This is a genomic window from Nocardioides sp. T2.26MG-1, from assembly GCF_950101795.1.
Classification (GTDB): Bacteria; Actinomycetota; Actinomycetes; order Propionibacteriales; family Nocardioidaceae; genus Nocardioides.
In genome coordinates this window covers 130,759-152,491 of the sequence record NZ_CATNLZ010000002.1, presented here as the reverse complement: position 1 = coordinate 152,491, position 21,733 = coordinate 130,759, and the positions used below count along the sequence as shown (strand labels likewise).

Sequence of the window (21,733 nt, the reverse complement as noted above, 5' to 3'; positions counted from 1 at the left end):
CCGCCCCCCCCCGACCACGCGCGGGCGCGCCCGCACGAGGGGTGCTCAGAAGTCCATGCCGCCCATGCCGCCGGACGGGTCGCCACCCATGGGGGCGGCCTTCTCCGGCTTGTCGGCCACGACGGCCTCGGTGGTGAGGAAGAGCGCCGCGATGGAGGCGGCGTTCTGCAGCGCGCTGCGGGTCACCTTGGCGGGGTCGATGATGCCCTCGGCGATCATGTCGACGTACTCGCCGGTGGCCGCGTTGAGACCGTGACCGGCCTCCAGGTTGCGCACCTTCTCCGCCACGACGCCGCCCTCGAGGCCGGCGTTGATCGCGATCTGCTTGAGCGGGGCGTCGGTCGCGAAGCGCACGATCTGCGCACCCACGGCCTCGTCACCGGTGAGCTCGAGCTTGTCGAACGCGGCGTTGGCAGCCTGGACGAGCGCCACGCCACCGCCGGCGACGATGCCCTCCTCGACGGCCGCCTTCGCGTTGCGAACGGCGTCCTCGATGCGGTGCTTGCGCTCCTTGAGCTCGACCTCGGTGGCCGCGCCGACCTTGATGACGGCCACGCCGCCGGCCAGCTTGGCGAGGCGCTCCTGGAGCTTCTCGCGGTCGTAGTCGGAGTCCGACTTCTCGATCTCCGCGCGGATCTGGTTGACCCGGCCGGCGATCTGGTCCGCGTCGCCCGCACCCTCGACGATGGTGGTCTCGTCCTTGGTGATGACGACCTTGCGGGCCTGGCCGAGCAGCTCGATGCCGGTCGACTCCAGCTTGAGGCCGACCTCCTCGGAGATGACCTGGCCGCCGGTGAGGATCGCGATGTCCTGCAGCATGGCCTTGCGGCGGTCGCCGAAGCCCGGAGCCTTGACGGCCACGGACTTGAACGTGCCGCGGATCTTGTTCACGACCAGCGTGGACAGGGCCTCGCCGTCGACGTCCTCGGCCAGGATCAGCAGCGGCTTGCCCGACTGCATGACCTTCTCCAGCAGCGGCAGGAGGTCCTTGACCGACGAGATCTTCTGGTTGGCGATCAGGATGTAGGGGTCCTCGAGGACCGTCTCCATCCGCTCGGGGTCGGTGACGAAGTAGGCCGAGATGTAGCCCTTGTCGAACCGCATGCCCTCGGTGAGCTCGAGGTCGAGCCCGAAGGTGTTCGACTCCTCGACGGTGATGACGCCTTCCTTGCCGACCTTGTCCATCGCCTCGGCGATGATCTCGCCGACGGTGGTGTCGGCGGCGGAGATGCTCGCGGTCGACGCGATCTGCTCCTTGGTCTCGACGTCCTTGGCCATGTTGAGCAGCTGCTCGGACACGGCGGCGACGGCGGCCTCGATGCCGCGCTTGAGACCCATCGGGTTGGCACCCGCGGCCACGTTGCGCAGGCCCTCGCGGACCATCGCCTGGGCGAGGACCGTGGCGGTGGTGGTGCCGTCACCAGCCACGTCGTCGGTCTTCTTGGCGACCTCCTTGACGAGCTCGGCACCGATCTTCTCGTAGGGGTCCTCGAGCTCGATCTCCTTCGCGATGGACACACCATCGTTGGTGATCGTGGGAGCGCCCCACTTCTTCTCGAGGACGACGTTGCGACCCTTGGGACCGAGCGTGACCTTGACGGCGTCGGCGAGCGTGTTCATGCCACGCTCGAGGCCGCGCCGGGCCTCCTCGTTGAAAGCAATGAGCTTCGACATACCTGGCGATCCTTCGCATTGCTGTATAGAACGGGCGAGCGTGCCGGTTGGGCCGTCACACTGCCGCCTAGGTTCATGGATCCGGGTCGGCGGGCTGCCCGCGACGGACGGCACCCTGGCTCCGGCGAACCCTTTCTCGCCGGGCAGGAGGACCTCAACGTCGCCGATCCGGTGTTGTCACTCTCCCAGGGAGAGTGCCAGCCTCATGTTTAGCACTCGACCCCGGAGAGTGCAAGGAGAGTTCACCGCCCGACGAGCCGGGCGAGGCTGGTCGCACCGCCCGGCCGGATCGAGAGGACCCGGTGGAAGACGTGCGTCCCCACGTCCCAGGCCACGAGCAGGTCGCGGTTCTGGGTCACGGACTCGTAGAGCACCGTGTCGTCGTCGAGCCACCCGGCGACGACGGGGGCGTCCATCCACCGGACGTCGTCGCTCTCGGTCATGAACGCCAGGGCCCTGGTCTCGCCCCGGCCGGTGACCGCGAGGTACGCCGGCCCCGCGATGTCGCGCCCCGGGTCGCGCACCGGCAGCATCGGTCCGCCCATCCCCCAGCTCTGCGCGACCAGCCCGGCGCCGTTCTCCTTCCACGGCCCGACCGGGTTGTCCATGGCCGGACGGACGTCGAAGGCGTTCGCGGGCGCGCCCAGGTCGGCGGTGCCGACCCGGTCGCCGGCGAGGTCCAGCAGCGGGCCACGCCCGCGGTACTGCTCCGGAGGGAGCCACAGGGTGGACTCATCGGCCCAGGCGACGTACGCCGTCTCCGCGTCGCCGGCGTCGACCTCGCTCCACGTGTCGGTGGCGAGGGTGTAGACCCGCAGCAGGTGCCCGTCGCCGAAGACCAGGCGGCGACCGTCGGGCGAGAGCGTCGAGGTCGTCGCGACCAGGCCCGGTGTGGCGAGCAGCCGCTGCTCGCCCGCGGGACCCAGGAGCCGGACGGCACTGTCGCCGACGCCCAGGGCGGCGACCGCCCGGTCGAGCGGGCGCTCGGCCTGGTCGGGCGCGTCGGCCGGGGCGTCGACCTCGCGCGGCAGCGGCGAGTCGTCGAGCCACGGCAGCAGCAGCTCCTCCCCCAGGTCGGGGCTCCACCAGACGGGCACCCCCTGGCTCACGGCGTCGGCGAAGCCCTCCTCGCCCGCCGTCCCACCCCCGTCGGCGAACCGGGCGAAGCTCGCGACGTAGCTCTCCCCGTCGCCGAGACCGGCGATCGTCGAGACCAGCGCGAAGTGGTGGGTGCCGACCTCCCAGCCGACCAGCCGCGGCTCGGCGCTGCGCGACTCGTAGACGACGGTGTCGTCGTCGAGCCAGCCCGCCACGGGGCAGCACCGCTTCCACCGGCCGCCGAGGTCGCCGGCGGGCGCGTTGATCGCCAGGATCGTCGCCGGACCCACGGCGGGCGTCACGACGATCGTCTCGGGCCGGTCGACCGCACCCGGCGCCGGGGGGACGTCCGAGCCGTAGTCGTACGCCTGCGCCAGCCGCTCGCCGCCAGGATCCGGGACGACCGGCCCGTACGCCGTCGCGTCGCCCACCTGCGGCGGGGGCTCCTGGTGCACCGCGTCGCCGTGCCGGTCGCCCCGCCAGCGGCCCTGGGCGAAGGCGTAGGTCATCGCGACGCCGTCCTCGGTGGAGAGGTGGATCGCGGTGCCGTCGGGGGCGAGCTCGAGATTCGCCAGCGCCACGGGCTCGGTCAGGGGCAACGAGCGGTAGCCGTCGGCGACGAGCAGCAGCAGCCGGTCCACCCGCCCGCCGCCGTACAGGCCGAAGACCGCGGTCGCCCGGTCGACCGGTGCCGTGCTCAGCGGCGGCGCCTGGGCCGCGAGGTCGATGACCGCGGGCAGCGGGCTGCCCTCGACCGGGTCGAGCTCCCCCTCGGCCGCCGGATCCGGGCTCCAGTAGACCGGCGCGCCGTCGACGGTCGCGTCCGGCCGGTCCGGGCCGGGCGAGGTGGTGGCGGGCGCGCCGTCACCGCGCTGCTCGTGCGTGCTGTCGAGGACGGCGGTCACGCCGGCGACCACGAGCACGCCGGCGGTCAGCGCCGCGATCGCACCGGCCCGGCGCCGGGTCCGCTGGCGCGAGGCGTCGCGCCAGGCGCTCGCGGCGAGGTCGGTGGTGGTCAGGTCGGCGACCCGCTCGTGGAGCAGGTCCCGCAGGTCCTGGTCGGTCATCGCTGGTCCTCTCCGATCAGCTCGGCGAGCTCGGGCGACGCCTCGCGCAGCCGGCGCAGGGCGAGGTGGGCCTGGCTCTTGACGGTGCCGACGGTGACGCCGAGCGCCTCGGCGGTCTCGCGCTCGGACAGGTCGTCGTAGTAGCGGAGCACCACGGTCGCCCGCTGCCGCGGGGTCAGCGTGGCCAGGGCCCGGTCGAGCACGATCCGGCGCTCGGCACCGACCGTGTCGGCGGTCGTCGACGAGGCGTCGTCGTACACCTCGAGCACGACCTCGTGGCGGTGTTTGCGCCACCACGAGATGTTGCCGCGCACGATCACCTGGCGGGCGTAGGCCTCCGGGCTGCCGTCGCGCAGGCGGCGCCAACGCAGCGCCACCTGGGTCAGGGCCTCCTGCACCAGGTCCTCCGCGCGGTGCCGGTCGCCGGTGAGCAGCACCGCGGTGCGCAGCAGCGCGAGCTGGCGCTCGCCGGCCCACCGGCTGAAGGCCTGCTCGTCGGCGCTCATGACGGTCAGAACGCGCCAGGCGCCCGAAAGGTTGGGAGCGGCCCCGTCACCGATGTCTCACCAGGTGCGTGGCAGCGCCCGCACGGCGACCGCGTCGGCGAACGACAGCGCGTTGAGCGGGAGTACGTCGAGGTAGAGGCCGGGTTCGGTCAGCTCGATCTCGCTGACCACGAGCCGGCCCTGGTGGCGCATCATGTCGACGCGGCCGTAGACGACCTCGTCGCCGAGCAGGTCCACGACGGTCGCGATCGCCTTCGCGGCCAGCAGCGCGGCCTCGCGCGAGACCTCGACCGAGCGCATGGTGCCGCCGTACCGCTCGTGCACCCGGATGTCGGTCGTGCTCGGCAGCTTCTCGACCTGGCTGACGGGGTGGCCGGCGATCATGAACACCGACGTCTCGCCGTCGTGGTGGATGGACTCCACCAGCGGCTGCACGACCCACGGGCCCTGGTGCCCGTCGGGGCTGGGCAGCCAGATCCGCCCGTCGGAGACGACCTCGAGACCGCGGCCACCGGCCCCGACCCGGGGCTTGACGACGGACAGGCCGAACGTGTCCGCCGCGGCGCGCACGTCGAACACCGTGTCGGCGGCCACCGTCGGCACCACCGGCAGGCCGGACTGCTGCAGGTCGACGAGGTAGCGCTTGTCGGTGTTCCACCGGAACACGTCGGCACCGTTGAGGAGGGCCGGACCGACACCGGATGCCCAGCCGAGGAACTCGCCCAGCCGAGCGGTGTAGTCCCAGGCCGAGCGCACCGCGACCACGTCGGCGGCGCCCCAGTCGACGCCGAGGTCGTCCCACAGCACCCACTGGCCGGTCAGCCCGCGCGCCTCGAGCGCGGCGTCGAGGGCAGCGTGCCCCGGCTCGCCCTCGGGCCAGGCCGCGCAGGTCACGAGCAGCACCAGCGGGGTCGTCGGCGGCCGGTCCCCGTTCACAACCGAACCCTAGGTCACCACCGGGGTGGCGTGCGGAGCCGATCCAGACCGGGTCAGCTGCTCTGGCGCACGACCAGCCGCGTGGGCAGCATCCGGCCCGGCAGCAGCATGTCGCCGGTCGCCATCGTGTCGAGCAGCAGCGCCACCATCTCGCGGCCCATCGCCCCGGGCGACTGGTGGACGGTGGTCAGCGGCGGCACCGTGGACCGGGAGACCGGCGCGTCCTCGAAGCCCACGACCGCCACGTCCTCGGGGACCCGGCGTCCGGCGTCGCGCAGCGTCTGGAGCGCGCCGACCGCCATCAGGTCGTTGGCGCAGAAGACCGCGTCGACCGCGGGATCGCGCTGCAGGAGTGTGCGCATCCCGCGGGCGCCGCTCTCGAGGCTGAAGTCGCCCCGGACCACGAGGCGCTCGTCGAAGGGCCGGTCGGCCGCGGTGAGCGCCTCGACGTACCCCTCGAAGCGGGAGCTGCCGGCCACCATGTCGGACGGGCCGGCGATGGTGGCGATGCGAGTGCGGCCCCGGTCGGCGAGGTGGGCGACGGCGAGGCCGGCGCCCTGGACGTTGTCGACGTCGATGAACCCGGTCTTGACGCCGGCGTTGGGGCGGCCGCCCACCACGACCGGCAGCCCGTGCCCTCGGATCCGGTCGGGCAGGGTGTCGTCCCCGTGCAGCGAGAGCAGCAGCACGCCGTCGACGTGCTGGCGGGTGAGGTAGTGCTCGAGGCTGCCGCGCCGGCGCGCGTCGGCGAGGATCAGCACCAGCTGGCGGTCCGCCGAGGCCAGCGCGGCGCCGATGCCGCGCACGACCCCCGCGAAGAACGGCTCGCCGAACACCCGCTCCTCGGACTCCGCGATCACCAGGGCCACGGCGTCGGTGCGCCGGGTCACCAGCGCGCGGGCCGCGGCGTTCGGCACGTAGCCGAGCTCGGCGATCGCGTCCTCGACGGCCTGCCGGGCCCGGTCGGAGACCTTCGCGCCGCCGTTGATCACCCGGGACGCGGTGCCGCGGCCGACACCGGCCAGCGCAGCGACCTCCTCGAGCGTGGGTCGAGTGCGGGGGCGACGGGCCATGGCGTCAGTATGCCGTTGCCGGGGCGGCTTCGAGACCCGGTTCGAAGGCGTGCTTCGGAACCGCGGCCGGAGTCGGGCCGGAGTCGGGCCGGAGTCGGGGCCTGGGCCAGGGTCGGGGAGGCGAACGGCGGGCCCGGGACGTCGAGGTGTTCCCGGGCCCGCCGTACGGTGGGGTCCGCCTGCCGACCGCCGTCGGCGGCGGGCGCTCCCATCGGTCTCGGCGAGGCCATCGCGGTCCACCCCTCGCCGGCGACCCGGGAGTGGGAGCGTTCCCACGGCTACTCTGCCGCCCCTCCCGGCCCGGTGTCAAGGGTGGTGCGGTCAGCGCCTGTCGCCGGGCCCGCGGTGGCCGAACGGCAGGTCCTCGCGCAGCCCGAGCGCGGCCAGCACCGACGGGAGCATCGCCTTGGCGGTCCGGTGATAGCCCAGCGCGCTCGGGTGGAACCGGTCCAGGCTGAACATCTCGTCGGGGTTGGTGATGAAGAACGGCCCGACCACGTGGGCCAGCGACACCGCGTGCGCGCCGGCGGCGACCGCGGCGGACTCCTGGGCGAGCGCGAGCTGGCGCGAGGCGCGCGAGCCCAGGGCGCGCAGCGGCTGCGGCACCGGCCGCAGCGCCCCGAGGTCGGGGCAGGTGCCGACGACCACGCCGGCGCCGCGCTCGCGCAGCGCCGCCACCGCCTCCTCGAGGTGCTTGACGGAGTCGGCCACCGGCACCCGGTGGGTGACGTCGTTGCCGCCCACGACGATCACCGCGACGTCGGGGCGGTACGTCGGGGGCAGCCCGTCCAGCTGGGCGCCCAGCATCGAGGACTCCGACCCGACCCGGGCCGCGGTCCGCAGCCGGACCGCGCGGCCGGTCTCCTTCGCCAGCGCCCGCGCCAGCCGGCCGCCCAAGGTCTCCTTGGGCCGCTCGGCGCCCAGGCCGGCGGCGATCGAGTCGCCGAGGAGCAGCAGGTCGAGCGGCGCGCCGTACTTCTTCTTCCAGACCCGGTCGGCGTCGATCGCCTGCTCGCCCAGCGGCTTGCCGATCACCCGCCGCGCGGCCGCGGCCTGGCGGTGCAGCAGCCCGCGCCCGGCCAGCGCCACCCCGGCCGCGCCGCCGGCCAGGCTGGCGGCCGCGAGGACGGCGAAGCGGGTGCGGGCGCGGGTCACCCGTCCGTTGAACCACACCGGGGTGAACGGCTCATGTCCCCCGCGACCCCGCCGTTGTAACGCGGGGTTATCGCCCTGGGGCCACGCCTGAACCAGCCCCGGGCAGGGGCAATAGAGGAGCGTTACAAGCGTGGGGGCGGGCCCGGGGTCAGCCGCCGGCGACCGCGGGGATCACCGAGATCTGGGCGCCGTCCGGGGTGGGGGTGTCCAGGTTGTCGAGGAAGCGGACGTCCTCGTTGCCGACGTACACGTTCACGAAGCGGCGCAGCGAGCCGGCCTCGTCGAGGATCCGGCCCTTGATCCCGCTGTAGCTGCCGTCGAGGTCGTCGAGCACCTCGGCCAGGGTCGCCCCCGAGGCGGTGACCTCGGACTCGCCGCCGGTGTAGGTGCGCAGGATGGTCGGGATCCGGACGGAGACGCTCATGGTGGGGGGTTCCTCGGGGTCAGGCCAGGCCGGTGGCGGCGAAGGCGGCGTACGACGGGTCGATGGTCGCGGCCGGGGCCACGTGACCGGCCACGGCGTCGAGGGTCTTCAGCCCGTGGCCGGTGTTGATCACCACGGTCTCGAGCTCGGGGTCGAGCTGGCCGGTGTCGACGAGCTTCTTGAGCACCGCGACCGTGGTGCCGCCGGCGGTCTCGGTGAAGATCCCCTCGGTGCGGGCGAGCAGCACGATGCCGGCGCGGACCTCGTCGTCGGTGACGTCCTCGACCGCGCCACCGGTCTGCCGGCAGATGTCGAGCACGTAGATGCCGTCGGCGGGGTTGCCGATCGCCAGGCTCTTGGCGATCGTGTCGGGCTTGACCGGGCGGATCGCGTCGACGCCGGCCTTGTAGGCGACCGAGACCGGCGAGCAGCCGGCCGCCTGCGCGCCGTACACGCGGTAGGGCTTGTCCTCGACGAGGCCGAGCGCGATCAGCTCCTGGAAGGCCTTGTGCACCTTGGTCAGCTGCGAGCCGCTGGCGACCGGGATCACGACCTGGTCGGGCAGCCGCCAGCCGAGCTGCTCGGCGATCTCGTAGCCGAGCGTCTTGGAGCCCTCGGCGTAGTAGGGGCGGACGTTGACGTTGACGAACGCCCAGCCCTCCTCCTCGCCGGCGATCTCGGAGGCGAGCTTGTTGACGTCGTCGTAGTTGCCGTTGACCGCGACCAGCGAGTCGGTGAAGACCGCGGAGTTGACCTGCTTGGGCTGCTCGAGGTTGCTCGGGATGAACACCACGGTCTTGATGCCGGCGCGGGCGCCCGCGGCGGCGACCGCGTTGGCGAGGTTGCCCGTGGAGGGGCACGCGAAGACCTTGGAGCCGAACTCGCGAGCGGCGCTCAGCGCGCAGGCGACCACGCGGTCCTTGAAGGAGTTGGTGGGGTTGGTCGAGTCGTCCTTGACCCACAGGTTCGTGATGCCGAGCTCGGTGGCCAGGTTGTTGGCCCTGAGGAGGCGGGTGAAACCCGGCTCGGTGTTGGGGCTCTGCTCGATGTCGGTCGGGACCGGCAGCAGCGCCTTGTAGCGCCAGATGTTGCGCGGGCCGGCCTCGATCTCCTCGCGGGTGACCCGCGGGAACTCGTAGGCGATCTCCAGCGGGCCGAAGCACTCCGGACAGGCGTAGTGCGGGCCGAGCTCGACCCGGTGCCCGCACTCGCGACAGGCGAGCGCCACGGCGTTGCCGAACGCGCCCTCGCGGATCGTCGTCCCGGCGGTGCGGGCGGGTGCCTCGGTGACAAGAGCGCTCATGAAGTCCTCCTTCTCATCTTCCCCGGGTGCGACGGTCGCCCCGGGCGGAATTGGCACCGTTTCCACGAACCGCTCCCCGGCTGGTTGCCGGGCGGCGGAGGATCGTGGCGGTTGCCGGGACTTCACTGGGCCGTATCCCTCAGTCCCTCTTGATGAGCTGCGGACAACAGTACGACGGCCGTCTCAGCATGTGCACATCGCATCCACATGCTGGACGACCGCTCCGCTGCGGTAGTCCCTGACGAACGGGCCCCTCCTGAGGCGGAATCGGGGCCCGTTCGTCAGGGAGTATCCGAGACGTCAGGCCGCGACCGTCGCCGCGTCGGGGGTGGCGAGGGCGCCGCGGACCACGTCGAGGACGTCGCTGACCGGGTGCACGGTGACGGTCTCGAGCACGTCGGCCGGTACGTCGTCGAGGTCGGGCTCGTTGCGCAGCGGCACGAAGACCTCGGTGAGGCCGTTGCGCTGGGCGGCGAGCAGCTTCTGCTTCAGACCGCCGATCGGCAGCACCCGCCCGTTGAGGGTGACCTCGCCGGTCATGCCGACCTCGGAGCGCACCGGGCGGCCGGTGGCGAGCGAGGTGAGCGCGGTGACCATGGTGATGCCGGCGGACGGGCCGTCCTTGGGCGTGGCACCGGCCGGCACATGCACGTGGATCGACTTCTCGAAGAACGACGGGTCCACGCCGAGCTCGGCCGCGTGGGCACGGACGAACGACAGCGCGATCTGCGCCGACTCCTTCATCACGTCCCCGAGCTGGCCGGTCAGGGTGAGACCCGCCTTGCCCTCCGAGGCCGCCGCCTCGATGAACAGCACGTCGCCACCCAGCCCGGTCACCGCCAGACCGGTCGCCACGCCCGGCACCGCCGTACGCTCCGGTGCCTCGGGGGTGAACCGCGGCCGGCCGACGAGCTCCTTGAGGTCGGGCACGTCGACGTCGACGTGCGCCGCGCCGGTGGCGAGCCGGGTGGCCGCCTTGCGCAGCGCCTTGGCGAGCAGCCGCTCCATCTGCCGCACGCCCGCCTCGCGGGTGTAGTTCGCGGCCATCTCACGCAGCGCCGCGTCGGTCACGCTCACCTCGTCGGCGGTCAGGGCGGCCCGCTCGAGCTGGCGGGGCAGCAGGAAGTCGCGGGCGATCGCGACCTTGTCGTCCTCGGTGTAGCCATCGAGGGTCACCAGCTCCATGCGGTCCAGCAGCGCGCTCGGGATCTGCTCGACCACGTTGGCGGTGGCGATGAACAGCACGTCGGAGAGGTCCAGGTCGAGCTCGAGGTAGTGGTCGCGGAACGTGTGGTTCTGCGCCGGGTCGAGCACCTCGAGCAGCGCCGCGGTCGGGTCGCCCCGGTAGTCGGCGCCGACCTTGTCGACCTCGTCGAGCAGCACGACCGGGTTCATCGAGCCGGCCTCCTTGATCGCGCGGACGATCCGGCCCGGGAGTGCGCCGACGTACGTCCGCCGGTGCCCGCGGATCTCGGCCTCGTCGCGCACGCCGCCCAGGGCGACGCGGACGAAGTTGCGGCCCAGGGCCCGGGCGACGGACTCGCCGAGCGAGGTCTTGCCGACGCCGGGAGGCCCGGCGAGCAGGATCACCGCGCCGGAGCCGCGGCCGCCGACGACCTGCAGGCCGCGCTCGGCGCGACGGGACCGGACCGCGAGGTACTCCACGATCCGCTCCTTGACCTCATCGAGGCCGTGGTGGTCGGCGTCGAGGACGGCCCGGGCCGCGACGACGTCGTTGGAGTCCTCGGTGGTGACCGTCCAGGGCAGCTCGAGCACGGTGTCGAGCCAGGTGCGGATCCACGCGGTCTCGGGGCTCTGGTCGCTGGAGCGCTCGAGCTTGCCGACCTCGCGCAGCAGCGCCTCGCGCACGGCGTCGGGCACGTCGGCGGCCTCGACGCGGGCACGGTAGTCGTCAGCGCCGTCGGGCTCGTCCTCGCCGAGCTCCTTGCGGATCGCGGCGAGCTGCTGGCGCAGGAAGTACTCCCGCTGGGTCTTCTCCATGCCCTCGCGGACGTCCTCGCCGATCTTGTCGGTGAGCTCGGCCTCGGCGAGGTGGTCGCGGGTCCAGCCGATCAGCGTCTCGAGCCGCGACTCGACGTCGGGGTTCTCGAGCAGCTCGCGCTTGCGGTCGATGGAGAGGTACGGCGCGTAGCCCGCGGCGTCGGCGATCGCGCTGGGGTCGCTCATCTGGTGGACGGAGTCGATGACCTGCCAGGCCTCGCGGCGCTGGAGGACCGCGACGACCAGCCGCTTGTACTCCTCGGCGAGCTCACGGGCCCGGTCGGTGATCTGGCCGTCGACATAGTCCTCCACCGGGTCGACCTCGACCCAGAGCGCCGCGCCGGGACCGGTGACGCCGCTGCCGATGCGGGCGCGGGTGCCGGCCTTGAGGACGGCGGCGGGGCTGCCGCCCGAGAAGCGGCCGACACGCTCGATGGTCGCGATCACGCCGTACGACGCGTAGCGGTCGTCCAGGCGCGGGGCGACCAGCACCTGACTGTCACTGCCGGCGCGCGCAGCGTCGATCGCGGCGCGGGCGGCGTCGTCCAGCTCGAGGGGCACCACCATGCCCGGGAGGACGACGAGATCCGAGACGAAGAGGACGGGGAGCTTGAGGGACATGCCGACTCAACTCCCGAGACCGCGCCGGTGTTCCGGAGAGCGCCTCCTGTTCGCTGATGACGAACGCGGGAACTCACCCGGAGGGCGCCTCGAGCGGTAGTCCCTGACGATCGGGCCCCGTGGGAACGCTCCCACGGGGCCCGATCGTCAGGGACTACCCCACAGGTTCGTCAGGACCGGGCGGCGCGGGCGTCGGTGGTGAGTTGACGGAGCAGGTCGAGGACCCCCTCGGGGCCGTGGACGACCACGTCGGAGAGGGCGACCAGTGTGCTCTGCTCGACCGAGGCGGAGCAGACCAGCAGTGTGGGCAGGCCCTCCTTCGCGAGCTTGCCGACCGCGTCGAAGGCCTCGACGTCGCCGAGGTCGTCCCCGGCGAAGAGGAACGCGCCGGCGCCCACCTCCTCGACGAGGGTGTCGACGGCCTTGCCCTTGTCCATGCCCGGCGCCCGGACCTCGATCACGTGCCGGCCCGGCTCGAGGACCAGCCCGTTGCGGCCCGCGAGCTCGCGCAGCGGCGGGAGCAGCCGCTCGAACGCGGCATCGGGGTCGGGCAGCCGCCGGGTGTGCACGCCGTACGCCAGGCCCTTGTCCTCGACGTAGGCGTCGGCCGCGTCGGCGTTGCGCAGCGTGCGGGGCAGGTCGCGCAGGAACGTCGCCAGCCCGTGCGGCGGGCGCGGGGAGATGATCCGGCGACGGGTGGAGCTCCACCGCTCGTTGCCGTACTGGCCGAACAGGTACAGCTCCTTGCCGGCCGCGGCCACCGCGTCGCCGACCTCCTCGAGACCGCCGAGGTCGAGCGCCTGGCGGGCCGGGCGCCCGGTGATCACCGCGATCGCGGCGACCTCGGCGGCGAGGTCGACGAGCACCTCGCTGGCCTCGGGGTGGATCCGCGCGCGCTCCGGGTCGTCCACGATCGGCGACAGCGTGCCGTCGAAGTCGAGGCCGACCACGGCGTGGGCGGCGGCGCGCACCAGGGCGTCGTACCTCTGCTCGCCCTCGGTCGAGGTGAACTCCATGCACCCCACCCAATCATCCCGACCGGGCTGCCGGCACGCCCCGGGACCGAAAGCGGGGCGAAACGGGGGGTGAAGCCTCGTCTAGCGCAGCGGGCCGGTGAGGATGACCGTGAGCCGGTCGAGGCGCATCGGGTCGACCGCGGGGGCCGTACGCCGGATGCCGAGGTCGAGCGCGAGCGTCTTGGCCGCGAGCTTGAGCTTGGGCGGGTAGTAGACGGTGCTGGCCGGGATCGTGCCGTACCAGTTGTCGGAGCCGACCACCTGCCAGCCGATGCCGCTCGCGCGCTCGGACACCTGGCCCGCGAGCCCGGTGATGCCGGAGTTGTTGTAGACCTCGACGTAGACCTTGCCGCGCTTGACCGTGGGCTCGGGCTTGGGCTTGGGCTTGGTCTCCTTCGTGGGCGTGCTGCTCGGCGACGGTGACGTGCTCGGGTCCTGCCGGGCGACCGTGGCGACCTCGCGCTCGGTGGGCTCACCGCCGCGGGTCGCGACGAACGCGATGCCGGCCATCGCGACCGCGATCACGCTGAGCATCACCACCGGGGACGGGGTGACCACGCCCCGCTGGTTGCGCGCGCGCACGGGTCAGACCTCGAAGCCGAGGCGTCGGGCCGAGCGCTGCCGCTGGCGCGCCGAGCGCAGCCGCCGCAGCCGGCGGACGAGCAGCGGGTCGGCCTCGAGGGCCTCGGGGCGGTCGATCAGCGCGTTGAGGACCTGGTAGTAGCGGGTCGAGGACATGTCGAACTTCTCCCGGACCGCGGTCTCCTTGGCTCCGGCGTACTTCCACCACTGGCGCTCGAAGTCCAGGATCTCGCGGTCGCGGTCACTGAGGGTCAGCACGACCCCGGCGTCGGCCTCGAAGGCGTTCGCGGCATCCATGAGATCTCTCCCCGCACTCTCAGACACGACTGGTGAGGATCACTGTAGGCGACGAACCACAACGATGTCATTCGACCTGCCGCAACTCGCCCGGGCCATCGTGACCGCTAGCCTCCCGAGCATGGAATCCATCGGCTGGGGCATCCTGGCGACCGGCAAGATCGCCCACGCGTTCGCCCGCGACCTGGCACTGACGCCCGGGGCCCACCTGGCGGCGGTCGGCTCCCGCCGGCTCTCGAGCGCCCAGGCGTTCGCCGAGGAGTACGGCGCCGCCGCGGCACACGGATCCTACGAGGACCTGGTCGCCGACCCGGCCGTCGACGTCGTCTACATCGCGACGCCCCACGCCCTGCACCTGGACAACGCGCGGCTGGCGTTCGAGGCGGGCAAGCACGTGCTGTGCGAGAAGCCGCTCACGCTCGCGACGGCCGACGCGGAGGAGATGGTGCGGCTCGCGGGTGTCCACGACCGGTTCCTCATGGAGGCGATGTGGACCGCGTGCCACCCGGTGGTCCGGGCGCTGCGCGAGCGGCTGCGGGCCGGTGAGTTCGGGACCCCGCGCCACCTGCACGCCGAGCTGGGCTTCCGCGTCGACGCCCCGCCCGAGGACCGGATGCTGAACCCCGAGCTCGGCGCCTCCGCGCTGCTCGACATGGGCATCTATCCCCTGACGATCGCCCACCTGCTGCTCGGCCCGGCGCAGCAGCTGACCGCGGCCGGCGACCTGTCCGACCGCGGCATCGACCTCGACATCGCGGTGGTCGGGCGGTACGCCGGGGGTGCGCTCGCGACGATGACGGCCTCGATGACGTCGTACTCCTCCCGCGCCTGCGAGATCGCCACCGACCAGGGCCGGATCCGCTTCGACGACTTCCACCACCCGACCGAGGCCGTGTTCACCCCGCACGCGCCGGGTCCGGGCAGCTGGGTCGTCGAGCCGGGCGAGCCGGTCGTGGTCGTCGGCGAGGAGCCGATCATCGGCCAGGGCTACGGCAACGAGATCGCCGAGGTCGGCCGCTGCCTGCGCGAGAGCCTGCGCGAGAGCCCGCTGGTCCCCCACGACCAGACGCTCACGCTGCTGCGGCAGATGGACGAGCTGCGGGCGCAGGTGGGGGTGACGTTCCCGGGCTGAGCGGGCGCTTGCGGGGTTCGGCTGTCAGCCGGCCGACCGGAGGAACCGCAGCACCGCCGCCACCCGCCGGTGGGCGGTGTCGTCGTCGGGCAGCAGCCCGAGCTTCGCGAAGATCCGCTGGGTGTGCTTCTCGACCCCGGCGAGCGAGACCGACAGCGCCTCGGCGATCGCGGCGTTGGAGCGACCCTCGGCCATCAGCGACAGCACCTCCCGCTCGCGCGGGGTGAGGTCGACGAGCGGGTCGCGGTTGCGGCCCATCAGCTGGCGCACCACGAGGGGGTCGAGCGCGGTGCCGCCGCCGGCCACGGCCGCGACCGCGCCGAGGAAGTCGTCGAGGTCGCTGACCCGGTCCTTGAGCAGGTAGCCCACGCCGCCGTCGCCGGTGGCCAGCAGGTCGTCGGCGTACGAGACCTCGACGTACTGCGAGAGCACCATGATCCGCGCCTCCGACCAGGACCGGCGTACGTCGACCGCCGCCCGCAGGCCCTCGTCGGTGTGGCTTGGCGGCATCCGCACGTCGACGATGCCGAGGTCGGGCCGCTGCTCGAGCATCGCGGCGGCGAAGGCCGGTCCGTCGCCGACCGACGCCACGACCTCGTGCCCGGCCTCCTCCAGCAGCAGGTGCAGCCCCTCGCGCAGCAGCAGCGAGTCGTCGGCGATGACGACTCTCACGGCCGGCCCCTCACCGCGGGATCCTCGCGAGCAGCACGGTCGGACCGCCCTCGGGCGAGCTGACCTCGAGCGTCCCGTCGACCGCGGTGAGCCGCTGCCGCAGGCCGGCGAGCCCCAGGCCCTTCGCGGGGTGGGCGCCGCCCACGCCGTCGTCCTCGACCCGCACCTCGACCCAGCCCCCCTGCGTCCCGTCGGCGGTCACCGACACCGACGCGCTCGCCGCACCGCTGTGCTTGGCGACGTTGGTCAGCGCCTCGGCCACCACGAAGTAGACCGCGGTCTCGACGTGCGGCGGCAGCTGGGGCGGTACGTCGATCCGCGACTCGACCGGCACCACGCTCTGGGCGAGCATCTCCTCCAGCGCGGCCGCCAGGCCGCGGTCGACCAACAGCGGCGGGGCGATGCCCCGGGAGAGCGAGCGCAGCTCGGCCACGGTCTCGCGGGCCTGCGACAGCGCCTCGTCGATGGTGGAGGCCGCCCGCTCGGGGTCCTGGTCCATCTGGCGCTTGGCACGCCCGAGGTCCATGGTCAACCGGACCAGCCGTTGCTGCGGTCCGTCGTGGATGTCGCGCTCGAGCCGGCGCAGCGACTCCGCCTCGGCCATCCGGGCGGCGTCCCGTCCGCCCTCGACCCGGGCCACCTCCTGCTGCAGCTCGGCCCGGCTGCTCAGCAGCACGGTCGCCAGGCTCGAGTGCAGCAGCGCGGCGAACCGCACCACCCACGGCAGTGTCACCAGCGCGACGATCCCGAGCGCGAGCTGGACCAGGCTGGCCGCCGTGTCGCTGTCACCGAGGCCCAGGTAGTAGGCCAGCTCGTGGTCGCCGGGCTCCCGCTCGGGCAGGAACCGCAGCCAGAACCAGTAGGTGAGCCCGGCCCCGGCCGCCGCCCACCAGGCCACGGTCAGCGCGAACGCGATCGTGCCGGTGACCAGGCCGACCAGCGACCAGACCACGTCGAGCCAGGACTGCGGGTCGCGCAGCGGGGTCAGCTGCCGGCGCCAGAAGCCGTCGTCCGGGCGGGCCCGGAGGTACGCCGGCGTGGTCGCCTCGCGACCCAGCATCGCCTGGATCCGGATCCGCTCCAGGCGGGCGACCCCGCGGGCGATCAGCACCCCGAGCGACAGCACGAGCACGCCGCCGATCAGCACCGACAGGCCGATCCCGAGAGCCAGGTCGACGACCACGAGCACGAACGCGGCCAGCGCGACCGGGAACGCCGAGACGCTGTAGCCGGTGTCGAGCAGCACCCGGCGCACGCCGTGGGGTTGCCGCGCCATCGGGAGGGGGTACGTCGTCGTCATGCTCGGGTCCGTCATAGGAGAAACGCTAGGAATCCGCGGGGTCGCGCACGATCCTGCCAGCCCGACAGCCGTTGTCGGGCCAGCCCGACACCTCGACGTCGCACTAGGGTGAGAGCGTGGCTCCTTCTGGCTCGGCTGATCTGGTCATCGTCGCGAACCGGCTGCCCGTCGACCGGGTGACACTCCCCGACGGCAGCACGGAGTGGCGCCGCTCGCCGGGCGGGCTGGTCAGCGCGATCGAGCCGGTGATGCGCGCCAACGACGGCACCTGGATCGGGTGGCCGGGCGGCACCGAGACCGACCTGGAGCCGTTCGAGGACGAGGGTCTCGACCTGGTGCCGATCACGTTGACGCAGCAGGAGGTCGAGGACTTCTACGAGGGCTTCGCCAACGCGACCCTGTGGCCGCTCTACCACGACGTCGTGGCGAAGCCGGAGTTCCACCGCGAGTGGTGGGACGCCTACGTCGCGGTCAACCGGCGGTTCGCCGAGGAGGCGGCCGCGGTCGCCGCCAAGGACGCGACGGTGTGGGTCCACGACTACCAGCTCCAGCTGGTGCCGCAGATGCTCCGCGAGCTGCGCCCCGACCTGCGCATCGGCTTCTACCTGCACATCCCGTTCCCGCCGGCGGAGCTGTTCCAGCAGCTCCCGTGGCGCCGCCAGCTGCTCGAGGGGCTGCTGGGCGCCGACCTGGTGGGGTTCCAGCTCGCCGGCGCCGCGCAGAACTTCGTTCGCCTGGTCCGCCAGCGGGTCGGGCACAAGACCCACCGCGACCTGGTCTACCTGCCCGACGGCCGCACCGTGCGGGCCGCGGCGTTCCCCATCTCGATCGACGCCCAGGGCTTCGAGGACCTCGCCCGCTCCGAGGAGGTCAGCCAACGGGCCAAGGAGATCCGCGAGGCGGTCGGCAACCCGCGGCGCATCTTCCTCGGCGTCGACCGTCTCGACTACACCAAGGGCATCTACGCACGGCTGCGCGCCTACAGCGAGCTCGTGGTCGAGGGAGAGCTCAACGTGGAGGACGCGGTGTTCATCCAGGTCGCGACCCCGTCCCGGGAGCAGGTCGAGCAGTACCGCATCCTGCGCGACGACATCGACCGCCTCGTCGGACGGGTGAACGGCGACCTCGGCAAGATCGGCCGCCCCGTCATCCACTACCTCCACTCCTCCTACCCGCCCGAGGAGATGGCCGCGTTCTACCGCGCCGCCGACATCATGGCGGTCACCCCGCTCCGCGACGGGATGAACCTGGTGGCGAAGGAGTACGTCGCCTGCCGCTTCGACAACGACGGCGCGCTGGTGCTCTCGGAGTTCGCCGGCGCCGCCGAGGAGCTGCGCCAGGCGTGGCTGGTCAATCCGCACGACATCAACGGCATGAAGTCGGCGTTCCTGGAGGCCTACCGCGCCGACGACAAGGAGGTGACGCGGCGGATGAAGGCGATGCGCAAGACCGTCAAGCAGAACGACGTCGCCGCCTGGGCGGAGAGCTTCCTGACGGAGCTCGAGGCCGGGCGGCCCTCGCACGGCAAGTCGGTGCGACCTCCGAACCGGTCCTGAACGACGGCGGTGTCAGCGACCTCACTCGACCGGGCTCGTGACCTCGGCGAGGGGGAGTAGTTTGCCCGGCATGGACCTCGTGCCGAAGCCCGACCAGGTGGCGTCCGCGGCCGGCAACGTCGCGCACCTGCTGCTCTACGGCGGACTCGCGGACCTGCGCCCGATGCCGCGCACGCTGATCGACGACGGGATGCTGCGGGAGGTCTACCACTACCGGCCCGTCGTCGGCGTGCGCGAGCAGGGCGACCCGGTGCTGTTGGTGACCCCGCTGGCCGCACCCGCGATCTGCTTCGACCTGCGCCGGGGCTGCTCGCTGGTCGAGCACTTCGTCACCGGCGGGCGTCCGACGTACCTCGTGGAGTACGGCAACGTCTCGTTCCGCGACCGCAACCTGGGCCTCGAGCACTGGGTCGAGGAGGTCGTGCCGGCCGCGGTCCGCGAGGTCTCCGCGCACGCCGGCGGCCGTCCGGTGCACGTGGTCGGCTGGAGCCTGGGCGGGATCTTCGCGATGCTCGCCGCGGCCGACGGCCCGGACCTGCCGATCGCGTCGCTGTCGGTCGTCGGCTCGCCGGTCGACGTCTCGCGGGTCCCGCTGGTCGCGCCGCTGCGCCCGCTGCTCGACCTGACCGGCGGGCACGGTCTGGTCACCCGCGCCTACCGGGCCGCGGGCGGCGCGCCGACCCCGCTGGTGCGGTGGGCGTTCCAGCTCTCGTCGTTCCAGAAGCTGGTGACCAAGCCGCTGGCGATCGCCACGCACCTGGACGACACCGACTTCCTCGCGCAGGTCGAGGCGGTCGACCGGTTCACCTCGAAGATGACGGCCTACCCGGGCCGGAGCTTCGGGCAGCTCTACCACCGCTTCGCCAAGGGCAACGCGATGGCGACCGGCTCGGTCGAGATCGGCGACCACGAGGTGTCGCTGGCCGCGATCACCGCCCCGGTGCTGGTGTTCGCGGGCGCGACCGACGGGATCGCGCCGGTCGAGGCGGTGCGCGCCGTCCTCCCGCTGCTCTCGGGGGCGCAGGACGTGCGCTTCGAGATCGTGCCCGGCGGCCACCTCGGCATGCTCACCGGCCGGGCGGCGCGGGGCACCACCTGGCGGGTGCTCGACGAGTGGATCGCGCAGTGGTCGGGCGCCGAGGCCCCGCAGCCCGTCTCGCCCAAGTCGACCGGGAAGGCCGTCACCCGGAAGGCCCCCGCCAAGAAGGCCCCGGCCACGAAGACCCCGGCGAAGAAGGCCCCCGCCACGAAGGCCCCCGCGAAGAAGGCCCCCGCCAAGAAGGCCCCCGCCAAGAAGGCCCCCACGGCCACGAAGACCCCGGCGACGAAGACCCCGGCGGCGAAGGCTCCCGCCAAGAAGACCGCCGTGAAGAAGGTGGCGTCCACCGAGACCATCGGCTCCAACCCCCGGCGCCGCTATGGGTCGGGCGGCTCGCGCGCACTGTCTCGCTGACCCGGCGCCGGGCGGGCTCAGCCCGGGCGGTCGTCCGGCAGCCGGAGCGTGAGGACCGCACCCCGGCCGGGTCCGGCGCTGGCCGCGCTCAGCGTGCCGCCTTGGGCCTCGACGAGCGCGCGGGCGATCGTGAGGCCCACGCCGGAGCCGCCCGAGGACGCGGGTGCGAGCCGGTAGAAGCGCTCGAAGAGCTGCTCGGCCAGCTCGGGTGGGAACCCGGCTCCCGTGTCGGCCACGGCGATCTCGGCGCCCTCGCCCGGGCCGCCGGCCGCCGTCCGTGCGCGCACCGTCACCGTGTCTCCGGGGCGGCACTGCCGCAGGGCGTTGTCGAGCAGCTGGTCGACCACCTCGCCGACCCGGCCGGCGTCGCCGTGGGCGGGGCACGGGGTCGCGGGCACCTCGAGGGCCAGCGTGACCCCGCCGGCGGCGTACCGCGCGGCGTGGGCGGCGACCGCGGACCTGGCGACCGCCGCGAGGTCGAGGGGGCGCCGGTCGACGCGGAACGCGTGTTCGTCGCTGCGGGACAACGCGGCCAGGTCGCGGGTGAGGCTGAGCAGCCGCTGGGTCTGGGCGCGCAGTGCGGTGAGGGTCTCCTCGTCGGCGGGCAGCACCCCGTCGGCGATCGCCTCGACGGTGGCCTCGACGGCGCTGAGCGGGGTCCGCAGCTCGTGCGCGATGTCGGTGAGCAGGGCCTCGCGGTGTGCCTCGCTGGTCTCGAGCCGGTCCGCGAGCCGGTTGATCGCGCGGGAGAGGCCTCCGAGCTCGGGGCCGACGCCCGGCTCGGCCACCCGGGCGGCGTAGTCGCCGTCGGCCAGCCGGGTCGCCGCGGCGGCGGCCTGGCTCACCGGCCGGCTGACGCGGCGCGCCACGAAGGTCGCGACGGCGACCGCGACCGCGGTGGCCGCCGTGACGCCGGCCGCGATCGCGGTCGCCATCGCCCACTGGAACCCGTCGTTGACGTGGTCGAGCGTGGCGCCGTCGAGCTCGACACCGGCGGCGTCGAGGTGGCGGTGGAACGCGGTGGGGCCGACCAGCAGGGCGACCACGAGCAGCGTGACCGCGCCGGCGAGCACGACCAGGCCGATCGCGATCAGCACCCGGACGGCCAGGCTCGGCCCGTCGGCCGGGTGCGCCGTGGCGCCCGCGCTCATCCCGGACCCATCCGGAACCCGACGCCGCGGACGGTGACGACGTACCGGGTGGCGGCGTCCGGCCCGAGCTTGGCGCGGAGGTGGGCGACGTGCACGTCGACGATCCGCTCGTCGCCGACCCAGCCGGGGCCCCACACGGCCTCGAGGAGCTGGCGCCGCGACCAGACCTGCCGGCTCCGGGACGAGAGCGTCGCCAGGATGTCGAACTCGGTGGGGGTCAGGTCGACCGGCTCTCCGGCGACGCTGACCTGGTGCGCGTCGGGGTCGAGCCTGAGGTCGCCGACGTCGCGGGCGTGGTCGCCCGGCTCCCCGGTCCCGGACCGGGGGCGGCGCAGCACGGTGTGGATGCGGGCGAGCAGGATGCGCGGGCTGAACGGCTTGGTGAGGTAGTCGTCGGCGCCGACCGAGAGCCCGATCAGGGTGTCGACCTCCTCCGCGCGGGCGGTCAGCATCACGACGTAGGCGTCGGTGAACGTGCGCAGCCGCCGGCAGACCTCGATGCCGTCGATGTCGGGCAGCTTCAGGTCGAGGACGACGAGCTGCGGCTGGTGCGCGCGCGCCAGCTCGAGGGCCGTCGTGCCGTCCGCGGCCTCCCAGACCTCGAACCCGTCGTCGGCCAGGTAGGCCGCCACGACGCGACGCAGGTCGGCCTCGTCGTCGACCACGAGCGCCCGCACGCCGCCTGCGGCCACCCGCCTCACCTCTTCCGAGCCGCG

Annotated in this window: 19 protein-coding genes and 1 riboswitch; of the genes, 3 read left to right on the top strand and 16 right to left on the bottom strand. The window is 73.2% G+C overall.

What is annotated here, in order from left to right; all coding sequences use genetic code 11:
* Nucleotides 1-45: 45 nt before the first annotated feature.
* The 12 genes from groL to QQZ14_RS05550 all read right to left on the bottom strand — a co-directional run bounded on the left by groL (nt 46) and on the right by QQZ14_RS05550 (nt 13,753).
* Complete coding sequence (groL, locus tag QQZ14_RS05605; RefSeq protein WP_284533233.1) at nt 46-1,674, bottom strand: chaperonin GroEL; 1,629 nt, start codon at nt 1,672-1,674, stop codon at nt 46-48.
* 242 nt (nt 1,675-1,916) lie between these two features.
* Nucleotides 1,917-3,839: a hypothetical protein gene (locus tag QQZ14_RS05600; RefSeq protein WP_284533232.1), complete on the bottom strand. Its 1,923-nt coding sequence runs from the start codon at nt 3,837-3,839 to the stop codon at nt 1,917-1,919.
* On the bottom strand, nt 3,836-4,345 hold the full coding sequence (locus QQZ14_RS05595) for a SigE family RNA polymerase sigma factor (RefSeq protein WP_284533231.1): 510 nt from the start codon (nt 4,343-4,345) through the stop codon (nt 3,836-3,838). The genes QQZ14_RS05600 and QQZ14_RS05595 overlap by 4 nt, the downstream gene beginning before the upstream one ends.
* A gap of 57 nt (nt 4,346-4,402) precedes the next feature.
* Nucleotides 4,403-5,281, bottom strand: coding sequence for an ATP-grasp domain-containing protein (locus tag QQZ14_RS05590; RefSeq protein ID WP_284533230.1), 879 nt, complete (start codon nt 5,279-5,281; stop codon nt 4,403-4,405).
* 53 nt (nt 5,282-5,334) lie between these two features.
* A complete protein-coding gene (locus tag QQZ14_RS05585) occupies nt 5,335-6,354 on the bottom strand; it encodes a LacI family DNA-binding transcriptional regulator (RefSeq protein ID WP_284533229.1) in 1,020 nt (339 codons plus the stop codon).
* A 321-nt stretch (nt 6,355-6,675) separates the two neighbouring features.
* Nucleotides 6,676-7,527: an SGNH/GDSL hydrolase family protein gene (locus QQZ14_RS05580; protein WP_284533228.1), complete on the bottom strand. Its 852-nt coding sequence runs from the start codon at nt 7,525-7,527 to the stop codon at nt 6,676-6,678.
* Between the two features lie 130 nt (nt 7,528-7,657).
* Nucleotides 7,658-7,933, bottom strand: coding sequence for a MoaD/ThiS family protein (locus QQZ14_RS05575; protein ID WP_284533227.1), 276 nt, complete (start codon nt 7,931-7,933; stop codon nt 7,658-7,660).
* A 19-nt stretch (nt 7,934-7,952) separates the two neighbouring features.
* Nucleotides 7,953-9,236, bottom strand: coding sequence for a threonine synthase (gene thrC / locus QQZ14_RS05570; RefSeq protein ID WP_284533226.1), 1,284 nt, complete (start codon nt 9,234-9,236; stop codon nt 7,953-7,955).
* A gap of 10 nt (nt 9,237-9,246) precedes the next feature.
* Nucleotides 9,247-9,395: riboswitch (SAM riboswitch) on the bottom strand.
* A gap of 141 nt (nt 9,396-9,536) precedes the next feature.
* The gene (gene lon, locus QQZ14_RS05565) at nt 9,537-11,858 is read right to left on the bottom strand and encodes an endopeptidase La (protein ID WP_284533225.1); all 2,322 of its coding nucleotides are present in this window, start codon (nt 11,856-11,858) and stop codon (nt 9,537-9,539) included.
* A gap of 170 nt (nt 11,859-12,028) precedes the next feature.
* Nucleotides 12,029-12,874 (bottom strand): trehalose-phosphatase, encoded by an 846-nt coding sequence (gene otsB, locus QQZ14_RS05560; RefSeq protein WP_284533224.1) that lies wholly within the window; start codon nt 12,872-12,874, stop codon nt 12,029-12,031.
* 81 nt (nt 12,875-12,955) lie between these two features.
* Nucleotides 12,956-13,456, bottom strand: a complete 501-nt coding sequence (locus QQZ14_RS05555) for a LytR C-terminal domain-containing protein (RefSeq protein ID WP_284533223.1) — start codon at nt 13,454-13,456, stop codon at nt 12,956-12,958.
* 3 nt (nt 13,457-13,459) lie between these two features.
* The gene (locus QQZ14_RS05550; protein WP_284533222.1) at nt 13,460-13,753 is read right to left on the bottom strand and encodes a DUF3263 domain-containing protein; all 294 of its coding nucleotides are present in this window, start codon (nt 13,751-13,753) and stop codon (nt 13,460-13,462) included.
* Between the two features lie 121 nt (nt 13,754-13,874).
* Here QQZ14_RS05550 and QQZ14_RS05545 point away from each other — a divergent pair, with 121 nt between their 5' ends.
* On the top strand, nt 13,875-14,885 hold the full coding sequence (locus QQZ14_RS05545) for a Gfo/Idh/MocA family protein (protein ID WP_284533221.1): 1,011 nt from the start codon (nt 13,875-13,877) through the stop codon (nt 14,883-14,885).
* A gap of 24 nt (nt 14,886-14,909) precedes the next feature.
* On the opposite strand, the gene QQZ14_RS05540 is transcribed toward QQZ14_RS05545, so the two are convergent.
* Both QQZ14_RS05540 and QQZ14_RS05535 read right to left on the bottom strand, forming a co-directional pair.
* Nucleotides 14,910-15,557, bottom strand: a complete 648-nt coding sequence (locus QQZ14_RS05540; protein ID WP_284533220.1) for a response regulator — start codon at nt 15,555-15,557, stop codon at nt 14,910-14,912.
* 10 nt (nt 15,558-15,567) lie between these two features.
* Entirely contained in the window at nt 15,568-16,872 is a 1,305-nt protein-coding gene (locus tag QQZ14_RS05535) for a sensor histidine kinase (RefSeq protein WP_284533219.1), read from the bottom strand.
* A 101-nt stretch (nt 16,873-16,973) separates the two neighbouring features.
* On the opposite strand from QQZ14_RS05535, the gene QQZ14_RS05530 reads away from it, so the two are divergent.
* On the top strand, nt 16,974-18,413 hold the full coding sequence (locus tag QQZ14_RS05530) for an alpha,alpha-trehalose-phosphate synthase (UDP-forming) (RefSeq protein ID WP_284533218.1): 1,440 nt from the start codon (nt 16,974-16,976) through the stop codon (nt 18,411-18,413).
* Between the two features lie 70 nt (nt 18,414-18,483).
* The gene (locus QQZ14_RS05525; protein WP_284533217.1) at nt 18,484-19,866 is read left to right on the top strand and encodes an alpha/beta fold hydrolase; all 1,383 of its coding nucleotides are present in this window, start codon (nt 18,484-18,486) and stop codon (nt 19,864-19,866) included.
* A gap of 17 nt (nt 19,867-19,883) precedes the next feature.
* Here QQZ14_RS05525 and QQZ14_RS05520 read toward each other — a convergent pair whose 3' ends face one another.
* Both QQZ14_RS05520 and QQZ14_RS05515 read right to left on the bottom strand, forming a co-directional pair.
* Nucleotides 19,884-21,017: a HAMP domain-containing sensor histidine kinase gene (locus QQZ14_RS05520; protein WP_284533216.1), complete on the bottom strand. Its 1,134-nt coding sequence runs from the start codon at nt 21,015-21,017 to the stop codon at nt 19,884-19,886.
* Complete coding sequence (locus QQZ14_RS05515) at nt 21,014-21,709, bottom strand: response regulator transcription factor (protein WP_284533215.1); 696 nt, start codon at nt 21,707-21,709, stop codon at nt 21,014-21,016. Before QQZ14_RS05515 ends, QQZ14_RS05520 begins: the two co-directional genes overlap by 4 nt.
* Nucleotides 21,710-21,733 lie beyond the last annotated feature (24 nt).

What these genes read in the sequence shown, in the direction of transcription:
- QQZ14_RS05525 (WP_284533217.1), top strand. Translation starts at nt 18,484, where the DNA reads ATGGACCTCGTGCCGAAGCCCGACCAGGTGGCGTCCGCGGCCGGCAAC.
- groL (WP_284533233.1), bottom strand. Translation starts at nt 1,674, where the DNA reads ATGTCGAAGCTCATTGCTTTCAACGAGGAGGCCCGGCGCGGCCTCGAG.
- QQZ14_RS05595 (WP_284533231.1), bottom strand. Translation starts at nt 4,345, where the DNA reads ATGAGCGCCGACGAGCAGGCCTTCAGCCGGTGGGCCGGCGAGCGCCAG.
- thrC (WP_284533226.1), bottom strand. Translation starts at nt 9,236, where the DNA reads ATGAGCGCTCTTGTCACCGAGGCACCCGCCCGCACCGCCGGGACGACG.
- QQZ14_RS05550 (WP_284533222.1), bottom strand. Translation starts at nt 13,753, where the DNA reads ATGGATGCCGCGAACGCCTTCGAGGCCGACGCCGGGGTCGTGCTGACC.
- QQZ14_RS05600 (WP_284533232.1), bottom strand. Translation starts at nt 3,839, where the DNA reads ATGACCGACCAGGACCTGCGGGACCTGCTCCACGAGCGGGTCGCCGAC.
- QQZ14_RS05520 (WP_284533216.1), bottom strand. Translation starts at nt 21,017, where the DNA reads ATGAGCGCGGGCGCCACGGCGCACCCGGCCGACGGGCCGAGCCTGGCC.
- lon (WP_284533225.1), bottom strand. Translation starts at nt 11,858, where the DNA reads ATGTCCCTCAAGCTCCCCGTCCTCTTCGTCTCGGATCTCGTCGTCCTC.
- QQZ14_RS05585 (WP_284533229.1), bottom strand. Translation starts at nt 6,354, where the DNA reads ATGGCCCGTCGCCCCCGCACTCGACCCACGCTCGAGGAGGTCGCTGCG.
- QQZ14_RS05535 (WP_284533219.1), bottom strand. Translation starts at nt 16,872, where the DNA reads ATGACGGACCCGAGCATGACGACGACGTACCCCCTCCCGATGGCGCGG.
- QQZ14_RS05545 (WP_284533221.1), top strand. Translation starts at nt 13,875, where the DNA reads ATGGAATCCATCGGCTGGGGCATCCTGGCGACCGGCAAGATCGCCCAC.
- QQZ14_RS05575 (WP_284533227.1), bottom strand. Translation starts at nt 7,933, where the DNA reads ATGAGCGTCTCCGTCCGGATCCCGACCATCCTGCGCACCTACACCGGC.
- otsB (WP_284533224.1), bottom strand. Translation starts at nt 12,874, where the DNA reads ATGGAGTTCACCTCGACCGAGGGCGAGCAGAGGTACGACGCCCTGGTG.